Here is a 16201-nt window from a genome sequence, read left to right on the forward strand (position 1 = left end):
TTCCGGCTACTCCACTGGCTTCGCGTAGTGCAGATCCACTGTGCCCGAGTAGCCGGGCAGAGTCACCGTCCCGTCCTCGGTGACTTTCCAGCCGAGTCCGTAGACGTTGACGTACACCATGTAGTTCTGGATCGCCGGGGAGTCCGCGAGCGCCTGCTGCAGCTTCTCCGGGTCCCCGACCGCCTGGATCTTGTACGGCGGGGAGTAGACGCGGCCCTGGAGGATCAGGGTGTTGCCCACGCAGCGCACGGCGCTGGTGGAGATCAGCCGCTGGTCCATGACCTTGATGCCCTGGGCGCCGCCCTGCCAGAGGGCGTTCACCACGGCCTGGAGGTCCTGCTGGTGGATGACCAGGTAGTCGGGCTGCGGCTCGGGATAGCCGGGGAGCTTGGCGGTGGCGTTCGGCGGGGCGTCGTTGAGCGTGACCGTGATGGCCTTGCCCTTGACGGCCTGGGTGCCCGCCTTCTTCTCCAACTGGGCGAGCTTCTCGTCCTCCGCCCGCGTGCTGCCGTCGTCGGCCTCGGCCAGCGACTCGACGTCGTCGCGCAGGGTCGCGTTGGACTCGTCCAGTTCGCCGTTCTTGCGGCTGCGTTCCTGGATCAGGTCGGAAAGCTTGAGCAAGGACGTGTCCGTACGGATATTGGTGCCTTTGGCCGTATTGAAACTGGTGAAGAAAATGAGCCCCGCGAGGGCGAAGACACCCACGGTGAGCACCCGCACCGGCCGGAAACGGGGCCGGCGGACGGGAACGGAACCCGTTGAACCCGTCCCGGGGGAGTCGGCAGAATTGCTCAACGTACCCTTATCTCCTTCGGCGCCGTAGAAGCACTACGCTAACGGACGCCCGGGGGAGCGCTCAGTGTCCCCTTGTACGCTGCCCCGAGCCCGACCCAGTACCCTGCGCGGCCACGCAGCGCATCGACAGGAGAGACCCTCGTGCCGAAGTCACGTATCCGCAAGAAGGCCGACTACACGCCTCCGCCGGCGAAGCAGGCGACCGCGATCAAGCTGAACAGCCGTGCCTGGGTCGCGCCGGTGATGCTGGCCATGTTCCTCATCGGGCTCGCCTGGATCGTCGTGTTCTATGTGACCGACGGATCGCTGCCCATCGACCAGCTCGGCAACTGGAACATCGTCGTCGGCTTCGGTTTCATCGCCGCCGGATTCGGCGTCTCCACCCAGTGGAAGTAGCCCCCGTACCACCTCTGCCCAGGGGTATCCGCTGAGTTATCCACAGCTCTGGCAGATTTCCACACCCCGCCTGGGGAAAAGAAAGACGATCTGTGGATAACCCGTCGAGGGTTGACACCGATACGACTGCCACACCGGTTGCCGCAAACCTGTTCGCCCCCTGCCTGACCTGCACAAACAGCGGGTCGGTGACAGGGGGCACAGTTGTTCCCGCACGCTGTGCACAAGATCCGGCACACTGTGGAAACAGAGCGCTCAGGCGAGCTGGCCGGTCCTCAGAAGGGTCATCACCACTGCCGCGGCGAGCATCAGCGCACAGGTGCCGAACTGCAGCAGGGCGCGCCGCTCGCGCGGGGCGTGGACCATGCCGTAGCCGATGACGACGCCGGCGACGAGGCCGCCGACGTGAGCCTGCCAGGAGATGTTGAAGCCCGGGCTGAAGGTGAAGATCAGGTTGATCACCAGCAGCGCGATGATCGGCCGCATGTCGTAGCGCATCCGGCGCATCAGGACGGCGGTGGCGCCGAAGAGGCCGAAGATGGCGCCGGAGGCGCCGAGCGACGGCTGGTTCGGGGCGGCGATGAGGTAGGTCAGCGCGCTGCCCGCGAGGCCGGAGACGAAGTAGAGCGCGAGGTAGCGGGCGCGACCGAGGGCCTCTTCGAGGGGGCCGCCGAGCCACCACAGGCTGAGCATGTTGAAGACGATGTGGATATAGCTGCCGTGCAGGAACATCGAGGTCAGCAGGCGGTACCACTGGCCCTCCGCGACGCCCTCGACCTCTCCGAGGACGGGGACGTAGGCGCGTCCGATCAGGTCGAAGCTGTCGGTGAAGCGGTCGCCGACGGAGAGCTGGACCAGGAACACGGCCAGACAGAGACCGACCAGGATCTTGGTGACGAGACGGGGGTCGGCCGTCATGGTGCCCCCCGCGAGCGTGCGCGGCCGGGACGCCGCGGGCGCGTGACCCGTGCCCGAACCGTTGCGGACGCACTCGGGGCACTGGAAACCGACCGACGCGCTGACCATGCACTGAGGGCAGATCGGCCGCTCGCAGCGGGTGCAGCGCACACCGGTCTCACGGTCGCCGTGGCGGTAGCAGGCAGGCAGGCCGCTGTGGGCGTCGTCCTGCCGGCTGCCTGGCGCCTGATCCATGAGGTCCCCCAAGGTCGTCGTACTGCAAGGCTTTGCCCCGCTCATCCATACGGACGGGCGGGGCAATTGGTTCCCGGAGGGAACCGTCCGTCGAGCTGCCGACTCTGCCCGGACTGCTAGCGCTTCTCGACGACGACCGACTCGATGACGACGTCGTTGAGCGGACGGTCCGTGCGCGGGTTGGTCTGGGTGCTCGCGATGGTGTCGATGACCTTCTGGCTGGCCGCGTCCGTGACCTCACCGAAGATCGTGTGCTTGCGGTTCAGCCAGGCCGTCGGGGCGACGGTGATGAAGAACTGCGAGCCGTTGGTACCCGGACCCGCGTTGGCCATCGCCAGCAGGTAGGGCTTGTCGAAGCGCAGGTCCGGGTGGAACTCGTCCTCGAACTGGTAGCCGGGACCGCCGGTGCCGTTGCCCAGCGGGTCACCGCCCTGAATCATGAAACCGCTGATCACCCGGTGGAAGACCGTGCCGTCGTAGAGCTTGGCCGCGGACCGCTCGCCGGTGGCGGGGTGGGTCCACTCGCGCCCGCCGGTGGCGAGGTCGACGAAGTTCTTGACCGTCTTCGGGGCGTGGTCCGGGAAGAGCCGGACCTCGATGTCGCCGTGGTTGGTCTTCAGGGTGGCGTAAAGCTGCTCGGCCACGATCTGCCTTCCGTTGTCTTCCTGTGACCCCCCGATCCTCGCACGCCCGGGCCCAAACGTCGCCCGGCGACCGCTTCGGATGCCGTAACCGCCCACTTCGCGTACGGAAAAGCGCCCGACTCGTCCCTGACGGGAGCGAGCGGAGCCGATCCGTGGCATTGTCGACGACAAGCTCACGTTGCCCCATATTCACCCCCTCTTGTATCCGATCACTACAACTCGGGACGTTCGGCACCCGTATGCCCGTCCGAGCATGCCCAGGCAGCCGTCGGCAGGCATGATCCGTAAAAGGGTGGAAAGTCGAAATACCGTACGCCACCGAGGAGGAGGAACCCGTGACCCGCATCGACAGCGTGCGCGCCGCCACCGGCTCGGCGAAGGACAGCGTGCTGCACGCCGCGGAAGTGGTGGCGCCCTACGCCGACACGGCCAAGGAGAAGGCCGCGCTCTACGCGCATGAGGCCCGCGTACGGCTCGCGCCCAAGGTGTCGCAGGCGGCCGGACAGGCCCGCGCCCAGTACGACGCCCATGTCATCCCCCGCCTGGAGCAGGCGCGGACACACGTCCCGCCGAAGGTCGACCATGCCGCGCACGAGGCGGCCGCCCGTACGCGGCAGGCCGCACGGCAGGCCGCCGACTACTCCCGGCCCAGGATCGAACAGGCGAAGGCCGCGGCCGGACCCGTGAAGGACGAGGCCGCCGCCCGCGGTGTCGCCGCGCTGGCCGCCCTGCGCGGGCAGGTGACGCCGAAGGAGATCCAGAAGCTGGCGCGCAAGCACCGGCGCCGTGCCAAGGCGGGCAAGCTCGCCAAGGCCCTCGCCGTGCTGGGCGCCGTCGCCGGGGGTGCGTTCGCGGCCTGGAAGTGGTGGGACAAGCAGGCCAACCCGGACTGGCTGGTCGAGCCGCCCGCCGCCACGGAGGTCCCCGCCGGGGGCGGTCTGACCTCGGTGGACGGCACCGACCAGACGACCTCCCTCGACCCCGAGGTACAGGCGAAGGAGGCCGAGGAGGAGGCCGCGAACCGCGAGGACCGCAGCTGAGGCCCCCGTCTCACGGCTCACGTTTCACGTGAAACAACCCCTCCGGCTTCGTCCAAACGAGGCCGGAGGGGTTGTTCTTCGGCGTCCTTGCCCGCCCTGAGCACCGAAAAGCCCCTCCGACCGGCGTCGCGCCGGTCGGAGGGGCTTTTCGTGGAAGTGGAGCCTAGGGGAGTCGAACCCCTGACATCTGCCATGCAAAGACAGCGCTCTACCAACTGAGCTAAGGCCCCTCAAAGCAAGCGTCCGGCCGGAACAACCTCGTACCGGCGGGCGCCGCAGACCAGAGTACCGGGTCACCCCCCGTATCTCGCAAAAAGATTGGGGGTCCCCGCGGATGACCACTCTCCGTAAGATGCTCGGCGTGGTTCGCTACAGCGAACCGCGGTTTTCTGGGGAAGCGATGGGGAGACGCACATGGATGCCGCACAGCAGGAAGCCACCGCGAGAGCGCGGGAACTGCAGCGGAACTGGTACGGGGAGCCGCTGGGGGCGCTCTTCCGTAAGCTCATCGACGATCTTGGTCTCAACCAGGCTCGTCTCGCGGGGGTACTGGGGCTGTCGGCGCCGATGCTGTCGCAGCTGATGAGCGGCCAACGGGCGAAGATCGGCAACCCGGCCGTGGTGCAGCGCGTGCAGCTGCTCCAGGAGTTGGCGGCCCAGGTCGCGGACGGCAGCGTCAGCGCCGCCGAGGCGACCGAGCGCATGGACGAGATCAAGAGGTCGCAGGGGGGATCGGTGCTCAGCAACACCACGCAGACGACGAGCGGTTCGGGGGCGCCCACGGTCAAGCGCGTGGTCCGCGAGATCCAGTCGCTGCTGCGCTCGGTGGCCGCCGCCGGCGACATCATCGACGCCGCCGACACCCTCGCCCCGACCCACCCGGAACTGGCAGAGTTCCTCCGGGTGTACGGCGCCGGCCGCACCTCCGACGCGGTCACGCACTACCAGTCCCACCAGAGCTGAGCCCGGGGCCCGGTCACCGAAGGGGGTTCGGCGACCGGGCCGACGGCAGGCAGGCGGGCCGCGAGGAGCGCGGGGTGACGCTCTTCACCGGGGGACCAGCAGACGCGGGGGATCGCGAGGGATCACGGGGGTCGTATCGCTCATCACGGGGGTAGCGAGGGGGTAGCAGGGGGAAACCGCAGGGGGAGGAGCGACGCACTGCCATGGGTGAGGTCTTCGCCGGACGGTACGAACTCGCCGACCCGATCGGCCGCGGAGGGGTGGGCGCCGTCTGGCGTGCCTGGGACCATCGGCGCCGCCGCTATGTGGCCGCCAAGGTGCTCCAGCAGCGCGACGCCCACGCGCTGCTGCGCTTCGTCCGCGAACAGGCGCTGCGCATCGACCATCCGCATGTGCTCGCCCCCGCCAGCTGGGCCGCCGACGACGACAAGGTCCTCTTCACGATGGACCTGGTCGCCGGCGGTTCCCTGGTCCACCTCGTCGGCGACTACGGCCCCCTGCCCCCCGCGTTCGTCTGCACGCTCCTCGACCAACTCCTGTCCGGGCTCGCCGCGGTGCACGCGGAAGGTGTCGTGCACCGCGACATCAAGCCCGCCAACGTGCTGCTGGAGGCCACCGGCACGGCGCGGCCGCGGCTGCGGCTGTCCGACTTCGGCATCGCGATGCGCCTGGGCGAACCGCGCCTCACCGAGACCAACCTCGTGGTGGGAACGCCCGGTTACCTCGCCCCCGAGCAGATGATGGGCTCCGAACCCGACTTCCCCGCCGACCTGTTCGCCGTCGGCCTGGTCGCGCTGTACCTCCTGGAGGGCGCCAAGCCGGACGTCAAGGCACTCGTCCAGTACTTCGCGGAACACGGAACTCCGAGCGCTCCCCAGGGCATTCCGGAGCCGCTGTGGCAGATCGTGGCCACGCTGCTGCAACCGGATCCCCAGGCCCGCTTCCGTACGGCCACGGGGGCACGCAAGGCGCTGGCCGCGGCCGCCGAACTCCTGCCCGAGCCCGGCCCGGACAACGAACAGATCGAGATCTTCGACCAAGTCGGGCCGCTGCCCGAGGGATTCGGCCCTGAAGGCCCGCTGAAGCCCGCCTCGGGCATCACGGTGGGACCGTCGGCCTCCGAGCGAACGGCCCCGGAGCAGGAACCGGACGCCGGCCCGGGCACGGATTCCCTTTCGGCGTGGCCCGGCACGGAATCCGTGGCGTCAGAGGCGGGCACGGGCTCCGTGGCGGCGTACGCCCCGGGAACGAGCGGCATCGCGACCCCGGGCGCCGTGACCCCACCGCCCGATCCACGCGGGCCCGCGCGACAGGCGCCCCGAGCAGCCGCCCCCGCTGCCACACCGGCTCCCTCCATGTCGGACACCGGCAGCTTCCCCCTGCCACCCCCGCACCCCACAGGCTCCTCCCTGTCGGCGACCCCGCCTGCGCAGTCCCCCACACCTCGTCCTCCCGCCTACGCTCCCCCTCCTCCACAGGCGCAGCCACCCGCCCCGGCCTTTGCCGTCTCCCCGCACGAACCCACCTACGCGCTGCGCCCCTCCGAGCCCCGTGTCGACACGTCCACCGCTTCGTACACCGCTCAGGATCCGCACTCGGCCCCTCACAAGCCGGAACAGGCCCGTAGGGGTCACCGGCGCGCCCGCGCCCCCCGCCGCCCCGGCCCGCCGGCCAAGGTCGCGCTCCCGCTCCTGCTGCTCGCGCTGGCCTGCTACGCCGTGGGGTTCTGGGCGCTGGCGCGGATCTGAACCTCAGGCCCGGCGACGGGCCATGACCGTCCACACGCCGAGCACCAGCAGCAGCGCGGTGCCGGTGCCGATGCCGCCCACGGCGACGGCCTTCATGGCGGTGCCGCCGCCCCTGCCACCGGCCGTGTCGCCGCCCGCCGCGACCTCACCGCCCTCCGTGCCTTCCGTGCCTTCGGTGTCGGCCTCGAAGACACCCCGCGGCGCCGACTGCGCCGCGTATCCAGGCCCGGACTGCGCCGCTCCGCCGACCCCGATGCGCAGCTTCAGGCCGTAGGGGCCGTCGCCGAAACGGTCGGCGACCTTCGCGGCGAGATGCACGACGAGATAGTGGGAGCCGGCGAACCGCAGGCTCTTCGTCGGGTCGGTGGGGGCGTACCGGTTGACGTACCGGATCGGTGGCAGCGGGGGCAGCGAGGTCGACGTCTGCCGGCCGCCGTAGCCGATGCTCGTCTCGTCGACCTCGGCGCGCACGGGGTTGTAGAGGGTCAGGTCGAGCGCGGGCACCACGAACCCGGTGTCCTTCTCCGCGCTGTCCAGGTCGACGGTGGCGTACAGCTGCTGCCCCCAGCCGACGGGCACCTTGTAGAAGAGGGTCTGTCCAGGGGTGATGTCGTCGCGCCAGACACCCTGGGTCAAGGGCGTCGCCCGGGCGAAGCCCGCGCCTCCCGGACGGCGCACGGGCTCGGCTGCCACCGGCGCGGGTGTGGCGGAGTTCCATGACTCGGGCACGCTCGTGGCGCCGGCCTTCTCCAGCGGCGGCTCGGAGACGAGCGCGAGCTCGAGCTCCCAGGGCAGGTCGGACTCGGCGCCGCCCGTGCCGGTGCGGTCGACGACGACGTAGTACGTCCCGGGCTCCTGGCACAGCCGCTTGCCGGCCTGGATCTCGCGCGCGCCCCAGGCCGTGAGCGGGCGCGGGCTCCGGGACGCCCCGACGGTCACGGAGTCGCGGGAGCAGCCGGTGCTGTCGGCGTCCTGCACGGAGACCTTGATCCCGTCGCCGCTCGCGAGGGTGGCGTCGGCGCGGGGGACGGCCGTCACGGAGACGTACGCGTTCGAGGCGGCGTCGAGTTCGAGTCGGTAGTAGGCCTTCCCACGGCCCGTGAAGGAACTGCGGTAGGTCGTGCCGGGTTCCAGGCGTACGGCGTCGCCGGTGCCCGGCGCGGCGGTGACGCTCCGGGCGTCCTCGTCGAAGCCGTAGGAGGGCATGTCCGCCGCCACGGCGGCGGTCCCCGGCAGCGCCGCCGACGTCACACAGACCACAGCGGCCACGACCGTCACTCGCCGCACGACGCCCCACGCGGCCGTCCACCTCGCACGCCGGCCCATCACACGCCCCCTCGCCTCGCCGGCACCTGGTCCTGCCCGGACCCGACCGTGGGCCATCCTGCCCCGCCGACCCGCGCACCACCCGCGCATTCCGTACGAGCGTCCTAAACGCCCGCCTCTATCTCGGGCGGGCGTGCCCCGCAACACAAAGACCCCGGCCACGAGGGGCGGCCGGGGGTCTGTTCAGTTTCCGGTGTCGGTACTCACGAACCCGTGGGCACGGAGTCAGTCGCCTCCGTCCACAGATCCTGCTCGGCGCGATCCGCCTGGATCTGGCGGTACACGAGGAGCCCGCCGATGGCGGCCAGTGCGACCAGGAGAAGCTTCTTCACCGCGCGACCTCGTCTTTCCTTGACGTAGGGGACCTCTGGCGCCCGACTATACACACCGATCGATATCGATCGGTGACCTGCGTCGGGCGCCCAACTCCCGCCCTCGACAGCGCTGTAGGAGATGTCGAGGGGAGCGGACCACACCTTCGACCGGAGGGTGATCACATCCCCACGGAGGGCGATTGTCGCCCTATATGAACCTGTCTCCAACTTTTCTCCCTACATGCACCCATAGGAGTGGTGCTCATAGGAACATCGCCGCGCCACGAGCGTCGGTCCACCACTTCCGAGCCCTCATACACATCATGAGGAAAGTACGCAAATCGACCGCCTCCGAAAGTGAGGGGACATGGCCGAGAACCGAGTCATGAAGCTGTGGACCGCCATCATCACCGCCTTCCTCGCGCTGTGCACGGCGCTCGGATTCGTCACGACGACCGCCACGACGGCGGTAGCGCAGACCGAGCCGACGCGCAACACCGGCAAGAGCGGCACCACCGCTCACCCGACCGTGTCGACGATGTCCCCCTGGTCCTGGCTCCACGCCCGGTCACTGCCCCCCACGATGAAGCAACGCATCCGAGCAGAGGCCCACGGCAAGTCCCCCAGCTGTCGCCACCGCCACCGCACGGAAGCGGAGCCCGCCGACCATCTCCTGCCACCCTGCGAGCCGGAATCCATCCCGGCGGATCCCACACCGCCGATCCCCCGCCAGCGCTGATCCCGCACCCCCTTTCCCTCAGCACCACGACGACGTAACAACGCACCACGTAACAACGCACCACGACGACGTAACGGCGACTTGCGTACAGCCCGCACGAAGCAGGCCCCGGCAGCTCCCTGAGGAGCGCCGGGCCTTCGCCGTGGTCTGGCCCCCTGATGCCGCTGGTGTGGCTGACAGGGGCCACAGGTTCATTGGCCCCTCGTAACTGCGACCGGATGTCGCCGATGCATGTGCCGACGGCGCACTCGGCGTCGAACCAAGGAACAGGCGCTGGACAGGATCTAGGTGGCCGACGTCCTGCCTGGTGAGGCGGTACGGAGCAAGATCCGCGATCTGCTGGTACTTCGCCCGACGGTCGTCGTCGGTGGGGTCGGTGAGAGTGAGAGGAGAGCCGGCGCGATGCTCGCGGAGCTGCTGGAAGACCCGCTTGTCGGCCGACCGCAGCGGTTGATGTCAACCGCTGATGTCAAAGGCCCCCAACCATGATCGGTTGGGGGCCTTTTCGCTGGTGGGGCTAACAGGATTTGAACCTGTGGCCTCATCCTTATCAGGTCGATTGCGAGGCGTCGGCAGCGGTGGCCAACCGGCCGTGGTCTTGGGCTGACCGTCCGCTGGGGTTCGGGGGTGACCGCCGGCGTTCGGGGGTGTTGGTGTCAGGCGCTGGTGTCAGCCGCCAGGGGTGGACTTGACAAGATCGCCACTCACCTTCTCAAGAGGCCGCACCGTCAGGGCTCCAGAAAGGATCCGAGGCCTGGAAAATCGACGGGAGCCCGCAGCCGGTTCAGATCAGGCGACGCCCTTGAAGCCGTTGACGTCCTTCGGCGTCCCGTTCGCGCCGTCCTGGTGCCATACCTTGAGGTTTACGGTGACTCCTTCAGGAATGTCCTTCGAGTACGTGGCACACGTACCCTCGCCACTTGCGGCGGTGGCAGAGTAGATGTGCGTCGCCCCACCACTGACCCAGCGAGCTTCAACGATGACGCGATCGCCGTCGGCGCTGAGGTCGCATGCCTCCCACTTGTCGCCGTTGGCCGTGAAGGTGCCCTTACCGACCGGAATGGCTGTGCACGAGATGGCCCCGCAACTCTGGGCCCGCGTATATTCGCTGCCGTTGGTGCCAGCCGAAGCCGGCGCGCTGCCCAGAGCCACGGCCGTCACTGCGATAGCGGTGGAGGTGAAGGCCTTCGCGGCTATTCCTTTGACGTTCATCGTCCCTCTCATAATTTCGCCCACATACTTTTGGACACGGCATTGCGCGATTTGTCGGTGTGCGCCCCGATGCGGGCATTGGGCGGCGGTTCGAGGACCCGCCTACGGCGGTCCCGTGCATGGGACCGACCCTTCAAGATCCGCAGCACCGTCATTCCGAGATGACCTGCGCGAGGACCTCTTGCGGGTGCGGGCTTCTGACCACCGCAACCAACGCGGCACATTCACCGCGCAGCACGCCCTCGTCCGATGACAGGCCGAGCGGTTGGGAGAGGACAACTGCCGCGTCACGGTAAAAGACGTGCGCGTGCTGGCCCTCTGCCTCGCAAGAACGACCTATTTGAAGGCCGCCACGCTGTGCGACGCCATGGCAGTGGGGCTTCGCACCACGCACATTCCAGCACCGGTCTGGCGCCTGCCGCGGGGGTGGGCTGCCCTGAAATCGTCTGTCAGGGCAGCCCGCAGCCGGTTCAGATCAGGCGACGCCCTTGAAGCTGGTGACATCCTTCGGTGTGCCGCTGGCACCGTTCTGGTGCCACACCTTGAGATTCACGGTGACCCCTTCGGGAATGTCCTTCGTGTACGTGCCACACGTTCCGGTTCCACTTGCGGCGGTGGCGGAGTAGATGTGCGTCGCCCCGCCGCTGACCCAGCGAGCTTCGACTATGACGCGATCGCCGTCGGACAGGAGGTCGCAGGCCTTCCACTGGTCGCCGTTAGCCGTGAAGAAGCCCTCACCAGCCTCGATGGTCGTACAGGAGAGAACTCCGCAGTCCTCGAAGTCTGTGTAGGCGTGGCCGTTCGTGCCGGCCCAGGCCGGGGCGGTGCTCAGCGCCACAGCAGACACAGTTATGGCAGCTGCGGTGACGGCCTTCTTGGCTATTCCCTGGATGTTCATCTTTCCCTCCCAGATCATTTGAGACAAAATTCGAACTCAAGTTCGAATGAGGTGCCACAGAGAGCCCATCGCTCTGACGCGGGCACCGTGGAGGGCTTGACAGACCCTCGCTTGCGAATGGCTACCTCAGGCGCGGTACCGATCAGTCATGGCTGCAGGGGTGCCAGTTCCTGGTTCATGAGTCGAGGAACTCGGCTGCACGCAGGCCACAGAAACCGAAGTGGCTTCCACCCGTGACGCCACGCTTGACAGCACCTCCCCTGTGCCTGACACCAACACCCCAACCGGCGACCGAAGTCGACGAAAGCGGTAGACCTGGATCGCCCGTTCGCGGTGATCAACATGCCGGAGACGGTCCGAATAGAACAGGGGTTTGTTTCAGGTGTGGCGTGAAAACATCACGCCCGGCTGCCACCTCCGTGCACGCGATCCCTCAGGCGGCGCAGGGAAGAGGTCTGTATTTCTGTTACAAGTGGCGACTAGTGAGCCGGTGTCACCTCTTGGCCGAAAATGGCTCATCTCACAGGGTTGCCCCATCCGCGCAGACAGGACCGTACGGCCTGCCCGGCCCTCTAAAGGAGGTTGACCGCTTGCCAGATTCGGCCGCTGAAGGACAGATCTGAAGCGCTTGGCCGAACGGCCCAAGAAGTCGTGGACGTTGCGTGAACCGGCACCAAGTACGCCAGCACTGGGCCCGATCTATGGATTGGGAGGCGGTGATCGCCAGCGTCCCTGAGGCTTGCGCCGCCCTTCGGCGTCCCGACCATGCCGTCCTTAAGCCACAACTTGCGACTTACGGCGGTTCCTTCGGAAATATCCTTCGTGTGCGTAACGCACGTTTCGGAGCCGCTTGCGGCCGAACCCGGGGGAGACGTGCGTCGCACCGTCCTCGACAGGCGGTGCCGTAAATTGGGCGAGTGACGACTTCATCGCCAGAGAACACCTTGAAGGCGCTTCGCGCTAAGCGCCCCACGGAAAACGCAGCGAGCCGAGGCCGCACGTCAGACGGCGCAGACACGCAGGAACCAAGGAGGAAGCTGCAGTCCCAGCGTGTAAGGAAGGATCACCAGCGAACCGCCGAAGAGAGGGCGGAGCGTGCTTCCACTGTCCGGTTGACCATCGTTGCGGCAGTTCTAACCATATTCACCGTAGTATTCCTCGGCTGGATGTGGGGGACGATCGCCCCCCAACCTCCGCAGGCGCTGACCAACTTCGTCCAAGACTTCACCAGTGCCACGCAATCGATACTTGAAGAACAGGTTGAGCACCTGTCCCAGGACAACTGAGCGACGTCCAGCACCGTCGGCTTCGAGCTGCAGCAGTCTCGCGCAGCACGTGGGCCAGCTCTGACGCGCAGTTCGGACCTGAGCCACCGAAAGTCAGCCACGGCGGCGGGAGCGCCGAACGAGCATCTGTCACGTGTGTCTCCAGCAACCCTGTCCGGCCTCAGCCACGCTTTCCTATTGAGAAAGGGCGGTCAGCCGGACGGCGCGTTCACGCTTGGTCGGGCCTGGTCCTGGTCCTGGTGCTCGGGCTGGGCAAGTTGCTTCCTGGGCCTGGCTGCCTACCTTGGCGGTGCTGCGCGCTGAGTGGCCGGGGGCCGGCGCAGCGGTGGCGGAGACAGGAAGCGGCGGCGGCCCATGGCCGCCAGCGCGCGCGGCCCGCCGCAGGCGGGCCGCCTTGAACCAGTAGAGAAAGTTGTAACTCAGTCGGTCGCGTGGGGCTTGTCCGGTCCCGGGTGATGCTTGACAGTTCGGTCCCAGCTGATGGTTGACAGTGGCCGTGATCGGCTTTTCTGTGCGCGTCGTTGCGGCGTGTGGCAGGAGGCCGGGATTGGCGCTGGTGGAGTTGTCGGTTGTCGAGCAGAGATACCGGGCTGTGCTTGCGGTGCTGGCGGGTGCGACGGTGACGGAGGTCGCTGCCCAGCTGGGTGTGTCCAGGCAGACGGTCAGCGGCTGGAAGTCCCGGTATGAGGCCTCGGGTCTGGCCGGGCTGGCTGACCGGTCACGCAGGCCGGCCTCGTGTCCGCATCAGGCGTCTGCCGAGGTGGAGGCGGCCGTGTGTGAGCTGCGGCGCAAGCATCCTCGGTGGGGTCCGCGGCGGATTGCTCATGTGCTGGAGCGGTCCGGGGCGGTGAGCCCGGTGCCGTCGCGGATGACGGTGTATCGGATCCTGGTCCGTCACGGGCTGGTGGAACCCGGAGTCCGGCGTCGGAAGCGGTCGGAATACAAGCGCTGGCAGCGGGATCGGCCGATGCAGCTGTGGCAGCTGGACATCGTCGGCGGCGTCATGCTGGTCAACCCGGTGACCGGGGAGTTGACCGAGGCCAAGGTCGTGACCGGGGTGGATGACCATTCCCGGTTTTGCGTGATCGCGTCGGTGGTCGAGCGGGCGACCGGGAGGGCGGTCTGCGCGGCCTTCGCCCGGGCTTTGCAGAGGTTCGGGGTGCCGGAAGAGGTGCTCACCGACAACGGCAAGCAGTTCACCGACCGTTTCGGGCACGGTGGTGAGGTGCTGTTCGACCGGATCTGCCGGGAGAACGGGATCGCGCACCGGCTGACGCAGCCGGCGTCGCCGACCACGACGGGCAAGGTCGAGCGGTTCCATCAGACGCTTCGGCGCGAACTCCTGGACGACTGCGGCGCGTTCGAGAGCGTCCAGGCGGCTCAGACGGCGCTGGATGCGTGGGTGGAGGAGTACAACTCCGTCCGTCCGCATCAGGCCCTGGACATGCAGTCCCCGGTCGACCGGTTCACCCCGGTTTCCGAGCAGGAACAGGACGTCTTGGCCCTGAGGGTGCCCGGGGTGCTCGCGCTGGTGCCGCAGCAGCGGACTGCCTCTGCGGAGCCGGATCCGGCCGAAGCCGTGCCCGCTGCTGCCCCTCTTCCGGAGGTGGTGCAGGTGGAGGAGGGTGGGCCGGTGGAGTTCGAGCGGGTGGTGCCTGCGAGTGGGAATCTGCAGGTCGCGGGCAAGCAGTTCTGGCTGGGTCCGTCCCGTTCGGGGCTGACGGTGACGTTCTGGGCCGACACCTCGGTGATCCATCTGCTGATCGCCGGGACGCGGATCAAGAGTGTGCGTTCGCACCTGTCCGTGGCGGATCTCGCGCAGCTGGCGGCCCGGGGCGGACGTGCGGCCGGGCCGGCCCCGCTGCCTGCCAGCGACGGGGCGGCGTTCGAGGTGGACCGGGTGGTGAACAACAGCGGGCTGGTGAACCTGGGCGGGCGCCAGGTCCTGGCGGCGGAGATCCTCGGCGGCCGCCAGGTCGGCATCCGGATCGACGACGAGACGCTGTCGTTCTTCGACCTGTCCTCGCGACAGCTGCTGCGGGTGCGGCCCAACCCGCTCAGCCCCGAGGCGGTGCGGCGTCTGCGGGGCTTGCGTCCGGCCGGCCCGCCGCCGCGTCCGGGCATCGAGCCCGTGAGGGTGCAGCGGCGGGTCAGCGCGGTCGGCACGATCATGGTCTGCCGCCAGACTGTCTCCCTCGGCCGCCCCTACGCAGGCCGGACCGTGACCGTGCACGTGTCGGACACGACGATCACCGTCGAGCTGGACGGCCAGATCCGGGTCATCCGCCGCACGACCGACGTCCCGGTCCGTAACGTGAAAGCGAACAAGCCCCACGGGGCTTCCCATGTTGTCTAGGCCCACCGTCAAGCATCACCTGGGACCAGAACGTCAGGCATCAGCTGGGATCCGACACGGTCGCGTGGGGCTTGAAGTCGTTCGCGCAGGCTGGGAGTTCGACGCCCTGACGGTGTGCAAGGGGCAGGAAGAGTGCTGGTCGGACTGTCCATGTGATGCGCGTGCTGACGTGCGTGATGGACACCGTCCAAGGTTCCCGGCGCAACAGGGCTCGCCTCGTGTCGATGCGGTCGTCGTGGAGTCGCGTCCACGCCTCCTGCGACGCGGCCGTGTCGAGTGCGGGCGAGATGGTGCGCAGGATCGTCGCCACCCAGTTGTTCGCCTCGACCGCCGAGTACGCGTCGAAGGAGCCGAAGAGAGCCGGTGGGCGTCGTCCGTCGAGTCGTTGTGTCCAGCACTCGCACCAGAAGCCCGGCATGGTCGTCGTCTTCAGCACGGGTGCCCTCCTCGGCGTGCGTCGGTGAAGAGCTCCGCTGTGATGGTGTGGCCGGCGTCGCTGTCGTGGACGACGACCCGGTGGGCGATCGCGCTGACCATGCCGAGTCCGCGGCCGTGTTCGGCGTCCTGGTCCTGGTGCTCGACCTTCGGCGCCGTGCACGTGCCTCCGGCGTCCGTAACCGATACCGCCACTACCTGGGCTGAGACGGCGACGGCTAGGTGGAAGCTGCCCGACTCGTGTCCGCTCGCCGTGTGGAGGATCGCGTTCGCGCTGAGCTCGCTCACGATCAGCTCGGCGTCCTCCGCGAAAGGGGAGCCCCGCAGGACGTCGCGCGTCCATCGGCGGGCCCGGCTGACCTCTTCCGGGAAACCTGGGCAAGACAGTCCCCACACCCGGGCAGTACTCGTATACTCGTGCATACAAGTTCCTTCATGCTGGTAGGCCGCCATGTGCAGCGGGTTCGGACTAGACGAGTTTCACGCCGTCGTGGGCGCGGACGGCCGGCGGGGATGCCGCGTCGAGTGCGTCTATGACGCGGATCGCGTACGCCTCGTCGGCGAGTTCGGAGACTTCTTCACGGGTCACCCAGCGCAGTGCACGGGTCTCGTCGCCGGTGGTCGGCGTGCCGTCGGCTGCCTCGCAGCGGAAGACCAGCGAGACGATCAGGCCCGTCATGTTCTTGTAGACGCCGGTGAGGATCGCGGGAAGCGCGATCTTGATGCCGGTCTCTTCGAGGACTTCGCGCTGAAGGGCTTCGGGAACGGTCTCCTCTCGTTCGAGGATGCCGCCCGGCGGTTCCCAGTGGCCGTTGTCCCGGCGCTGGATCAGGAGGGCCCGGCCCTGGGCGTCGACGACGACCCCGGCCACGCTCACGGAGTGCGGGCGTTCTGTGC

17 protein-coding genes and 1 tRNA gene are annotated in these 16201 nt (G+C 68.2%); 7 read left to right on the forward strand and 11 right to left on the reverse strand.

The features are described 5' to 3' along the window. Positions 1 to 6 precede the first annotated feature (6 nt). Positions 7 to 795, reverse strand: coding sequence for a DUF881 domain-containing protein (locus IE263_RS02025; RefSeq protein WP_189931484.1), 789 nt, complete (start codon positions 793 to 795; stop codon positions 7 to 9). A gap of 141 nt (positions 796 to 936) precedes the next feature. On the opposite strand from IE263_RS02025, the gene crgA reads away from it, so the two are divergent. Next, complete coding sequence (crgA, locus tag IE263_RS02030; protein ID WP_189931486.1) at positions 937 to 1191, forward strand: cell division protein CrgA; 255 nt, start codon at positions 937 to 939, stop codon at positions 1189 to 1191. 255 nt (positions 1192 to 1446) lie between these two features. Here crgA and IE263_RS02035 read toward each other — a convergent pair whose 3' ends face one another. Both IE263_RS02035 and IE263_RS02040 read right to left on the reverse strand, forming a co-directional pair. Then, positions 1447 to 2343: a rhomboid family intramembrane serine protease gene (locus IE263_RS02035; RefSeq protein ID WP_189931488.1), complete on the reverse strand. Its 897-nt coding sequence runs from the start codon at positions 2341 to 2343 to the stop codon at positions 1447 to 1449. 116 nt (positions 2344 to 2459) lie between these two features. Further along, complete coding sequence (locus tag IE263_RS02040) at positions 2460 to 2987, reverse strand: peptidylprolyl isomerase (RefSeq protein ID WP_189931490.1); 528 nt, start codon at positions 2985 to 2987, stop codon at positions 2460 to 2462. 335 nt (positions 2988 to 3322) lie between these two features. Here IE263_RS02040 and IE263_RS02045 point away from each other — a divergent pair, with 335 nt between their 5' ends. After that, on the forward strand, positions 3323 to 4027 hold the full coding sequence (locus IE263_RS02045) for a DUF5324 family protein (RefSeq protein WP_189931492.1): 705 nt from the start codon (positions 3323 to 3325) through the stop codon (positions 4025 to 4027). Between the two features lie 157 nt (positions 4028 to 4184). Here the strand turns inward: IE263_RS02045 and IE263_RS02050 are convergent. Continuing rightward, positions 4185 to 4257, reverse strand: a tRNA-Ala gene (locus IE263_RS02050). A 184-nt stretch (positions 4258 to 4441) separates the two neighbouring features. Between IE263_RS02050 and IE263_RS02055 the strand changes: the two genes are divergently transcribed. Beyond that, complete coding sequence (locus IE263_RS02055) at positions 4442 to 4990, forward strand: helix-turn-helix domain-containing protein (protein WP_189931494.1); 549 nt, start codon at positions 4442 to 4444, stop codon at positions 4988 to 4990. A 203-nt stretch (positions 4991 to 5193) separates the two neighbouring features. Next, complete coding sequence (locus IE263_RS02060) at positions 5194 to 6738, forward strand: serine/threonine-protein kinase (RefSeq protein WP_189931496.1); 1545 nt, start codon at positions 5194 to 5196, stop codon at positions 6736 to 6738. 3 nt (positions 6739 to 6741) lie between these two features. Here IE263_RS02060 and IE263_RS02065 read toward each other — a convergent pair whose 3' ends face one another. Both IE263_RS02065 and IE263_RS48190 read right to left on the reverse strand, forming a co-directional pair. Further along, entirely contained in the window at positions 6742 to 8064 is a 1323-nt protein-coding gene (locus IE263_RS02065; RefSeq protein ID WP_189931498.1) for a hypothetical protein, read from the reverse strand. A gap of 203 nt (positions 8065 to 8267) precedes the next feature. Further along, the gene (locus IE263_RS48190) at positions 8268 to 8396 is read right to left on the reverse strand and encodes a DLW-39 family protein (protein WP_003999697.1); all 129 of its coding nucleotides are present in this window, start codon (positions 8394 to 8396) and stop codon (positions 8268 to 8270) included. Positions 8397 to 8745: 349 nt separating this feature from the next. On the opposite strand from IE263_RS48190, the gene IE263_RS02075 reads away from it, so the two are divergent. Further along, positions 8746 to 9117: a DUF6344 domain-containing protein gene (locus IE263_RS02075; protein ID WP_189931500.1), complete on the forward strand. Its 372-nt coding sequence runs from the start codon at positions 8746 to 8748 to the stop codon at positions 9115 to 9117. Between the two features lie 789 nt (positions 9118 to 9906). On the opposite strand, the gene IE263_RS02080 is transcribed toward IE263_RS02075, so the two are convergent. Together IE263_RS02080 and IE263_RS02085 are read right to left on the reverse strand one after the other, a co-directional pair. Beyond that, the gene (locus IE263_RS02080; protein ID WP_189931503.1) at positions 9907 to 10329 is read right to left on the reverse strand and encodes a hypothetical protein; all 423 of its coding nucleotides are present in this window, start codon (positions 10327 to 10329) and stop codon (positions 9907 to 9909) included. A 475-nt stretch (positions 10330 to 10804) separates the two neighbouring features. After that, positions 10805 to 11227: a hypothetical protein gene (locus IE263_RS02085; RefSeq protein WP_189931505.1), complete on the reverse strand. Its 423-nt coding sequence runs from the start codon at positions 11225 to 11227 to the stop codon at positions 10805 to 10807. A gap of 1112 nt (positions 11228 to 12339) precedes the next feature. Between IE263_RS02085 and IE263_RS02090 the strand changes: the two genes are divergently transcribed. Beyond that, positions 12340 to 12513, forward strand: coding sequence for a hypothetical protein (locus IE263_RS02090; RefSeq protein WP_189931507.1), 174 nt, complete (start codon positions 12340 to 12342; stop codon positions 12511 to 12513). A 547-nt stretch (positions 12514 to 13060) separates the two neighbouring features. Next, positions 13061 to 14869, forward strand: a complete 1809-nt coding sequence (locus IE263_RS02095; protein WP_189931509.1) for an IS481 family transposase — start codon at positions 13061 to 13063, stop codon at positions 14867 to 14869. A 40-nt stretch (positions 14870 to 14909) separates the two neighbouring features. Here the strand turns inward: IE263_RS02095 and IE263_RS02100 are convergent, their stop codons facing one another. From IE263_RS02100 to IE263_RS02110, 3 genes are read right to left on the reverse strand one after another with little or no spacing between them, the layout of a single operon-like run. Next, positions 14910 to 15305, reverse strand: a complete 396-nt coding sequence (locus tag IE263_RS02100; protein ID WP_373311837.1) for a hypothetical protein — start codon at positions 15303 to 15305, stop codon at positions 14910 to 14912. Continuing rightward, positions 15299 to 15727 (reverse strand): ATP-binding protein, encoded by a 429-nt coding sequence (locus IE263_RS02105; RefSeq protein WP_189931510.1) that lies wholly within the window; start codon positions 15725 to 15727, stop codon positions 15299 to 15301. The genes IE263_RS02100 and IE263_RS02105 overlap by 7 nt, the downstream gene beginning before the upstream one ends. A 46-nt stretch (positions 15728 to 15773) precedes the next feature. Continuing rightward, the gene (locus tag IE263_RS02110) at positions 15774 to 16181 is read right to left on the reverse strand and encodes an NUDIX hydrolase (protein WP_189932016.1); all 408 of its coding nucleotides are present in this window, start codon (positions 16179 to 16181) and stop codon (positions 15774 to 15776) included. Positions 16182 to 16201: the final 20 nt, after the last annotated feature.

It is taken from the genome of Streptomyces aurantiogriseus (assembly GCF_014649375.1).
GTDB lineage: Bacteria > Actinomycetota > Actinomycetes > Streptomycetales > Streptomycetaceae > Streptomyces > Streptomyces aurantiogriseus.

Excerpts from the sequence above, each read along its gene's own strand:
- IE263_RS02060 (WP_189931496.1), top strand. The coding sequence starts at position 5,194 with ATGGGTGAGGTCTTCGCCGGACGGTACGAACTCGCCGACCCGATCGGC.
- IE263_RS02035 (WP_189931488.1), bottom strand. The coding sequence starts at position 2,343 with ATGGATCAGGCGCCAGGCAGCCGGCAGGACGACGCCCACAGCGGCCTG.
- IE263_RS02080 (WP_189931503.1), bottom strand. The coding sequence starts at position 10,329 with ATGAACGTCAAAGGAATAGCCGCGAAGGCCTTCACCTCCACCGCTATC.
- IE263_RS02085 (WP_189931505.1), bottom strand. The coding sequence starts at position 11,227 with ATGAACATCCAGGGAATAGCCAAGAAGGCCGTCACCGCAGCTGCCATA.
- IE263_RS02055 (WP_189931494.1), top strand. The coding sequence starts at position 4,442 with ATGGATGCCGCACAGCAGGAAGCCACCGCGAGAGCGCGGGAACTGCAG.
- IE263_RS02065 (WP_189931498.1), bottom strand. The coding sequence starts at position 8,064 with ATGGGCCGGCGTGCGAGGTGGACGGCCGCGTGGGGCGTCGTGCGGCGA.
- IE263_RS02105 (WP_189931510.1), bottom strand. The coding sequence starts at position 15,727 with ATGCACGAGTATACGAGTACTGCCCGGGTGTGGGGACTGTCTTGCCCA.
- IE263_RS02075 (WP_189931500.1), top strand. The coding sequence starts at position 8,746 with ATGGCCGAGAACCGAGTCATGAAGCTGTGGACCGCCATCATCACCGCC.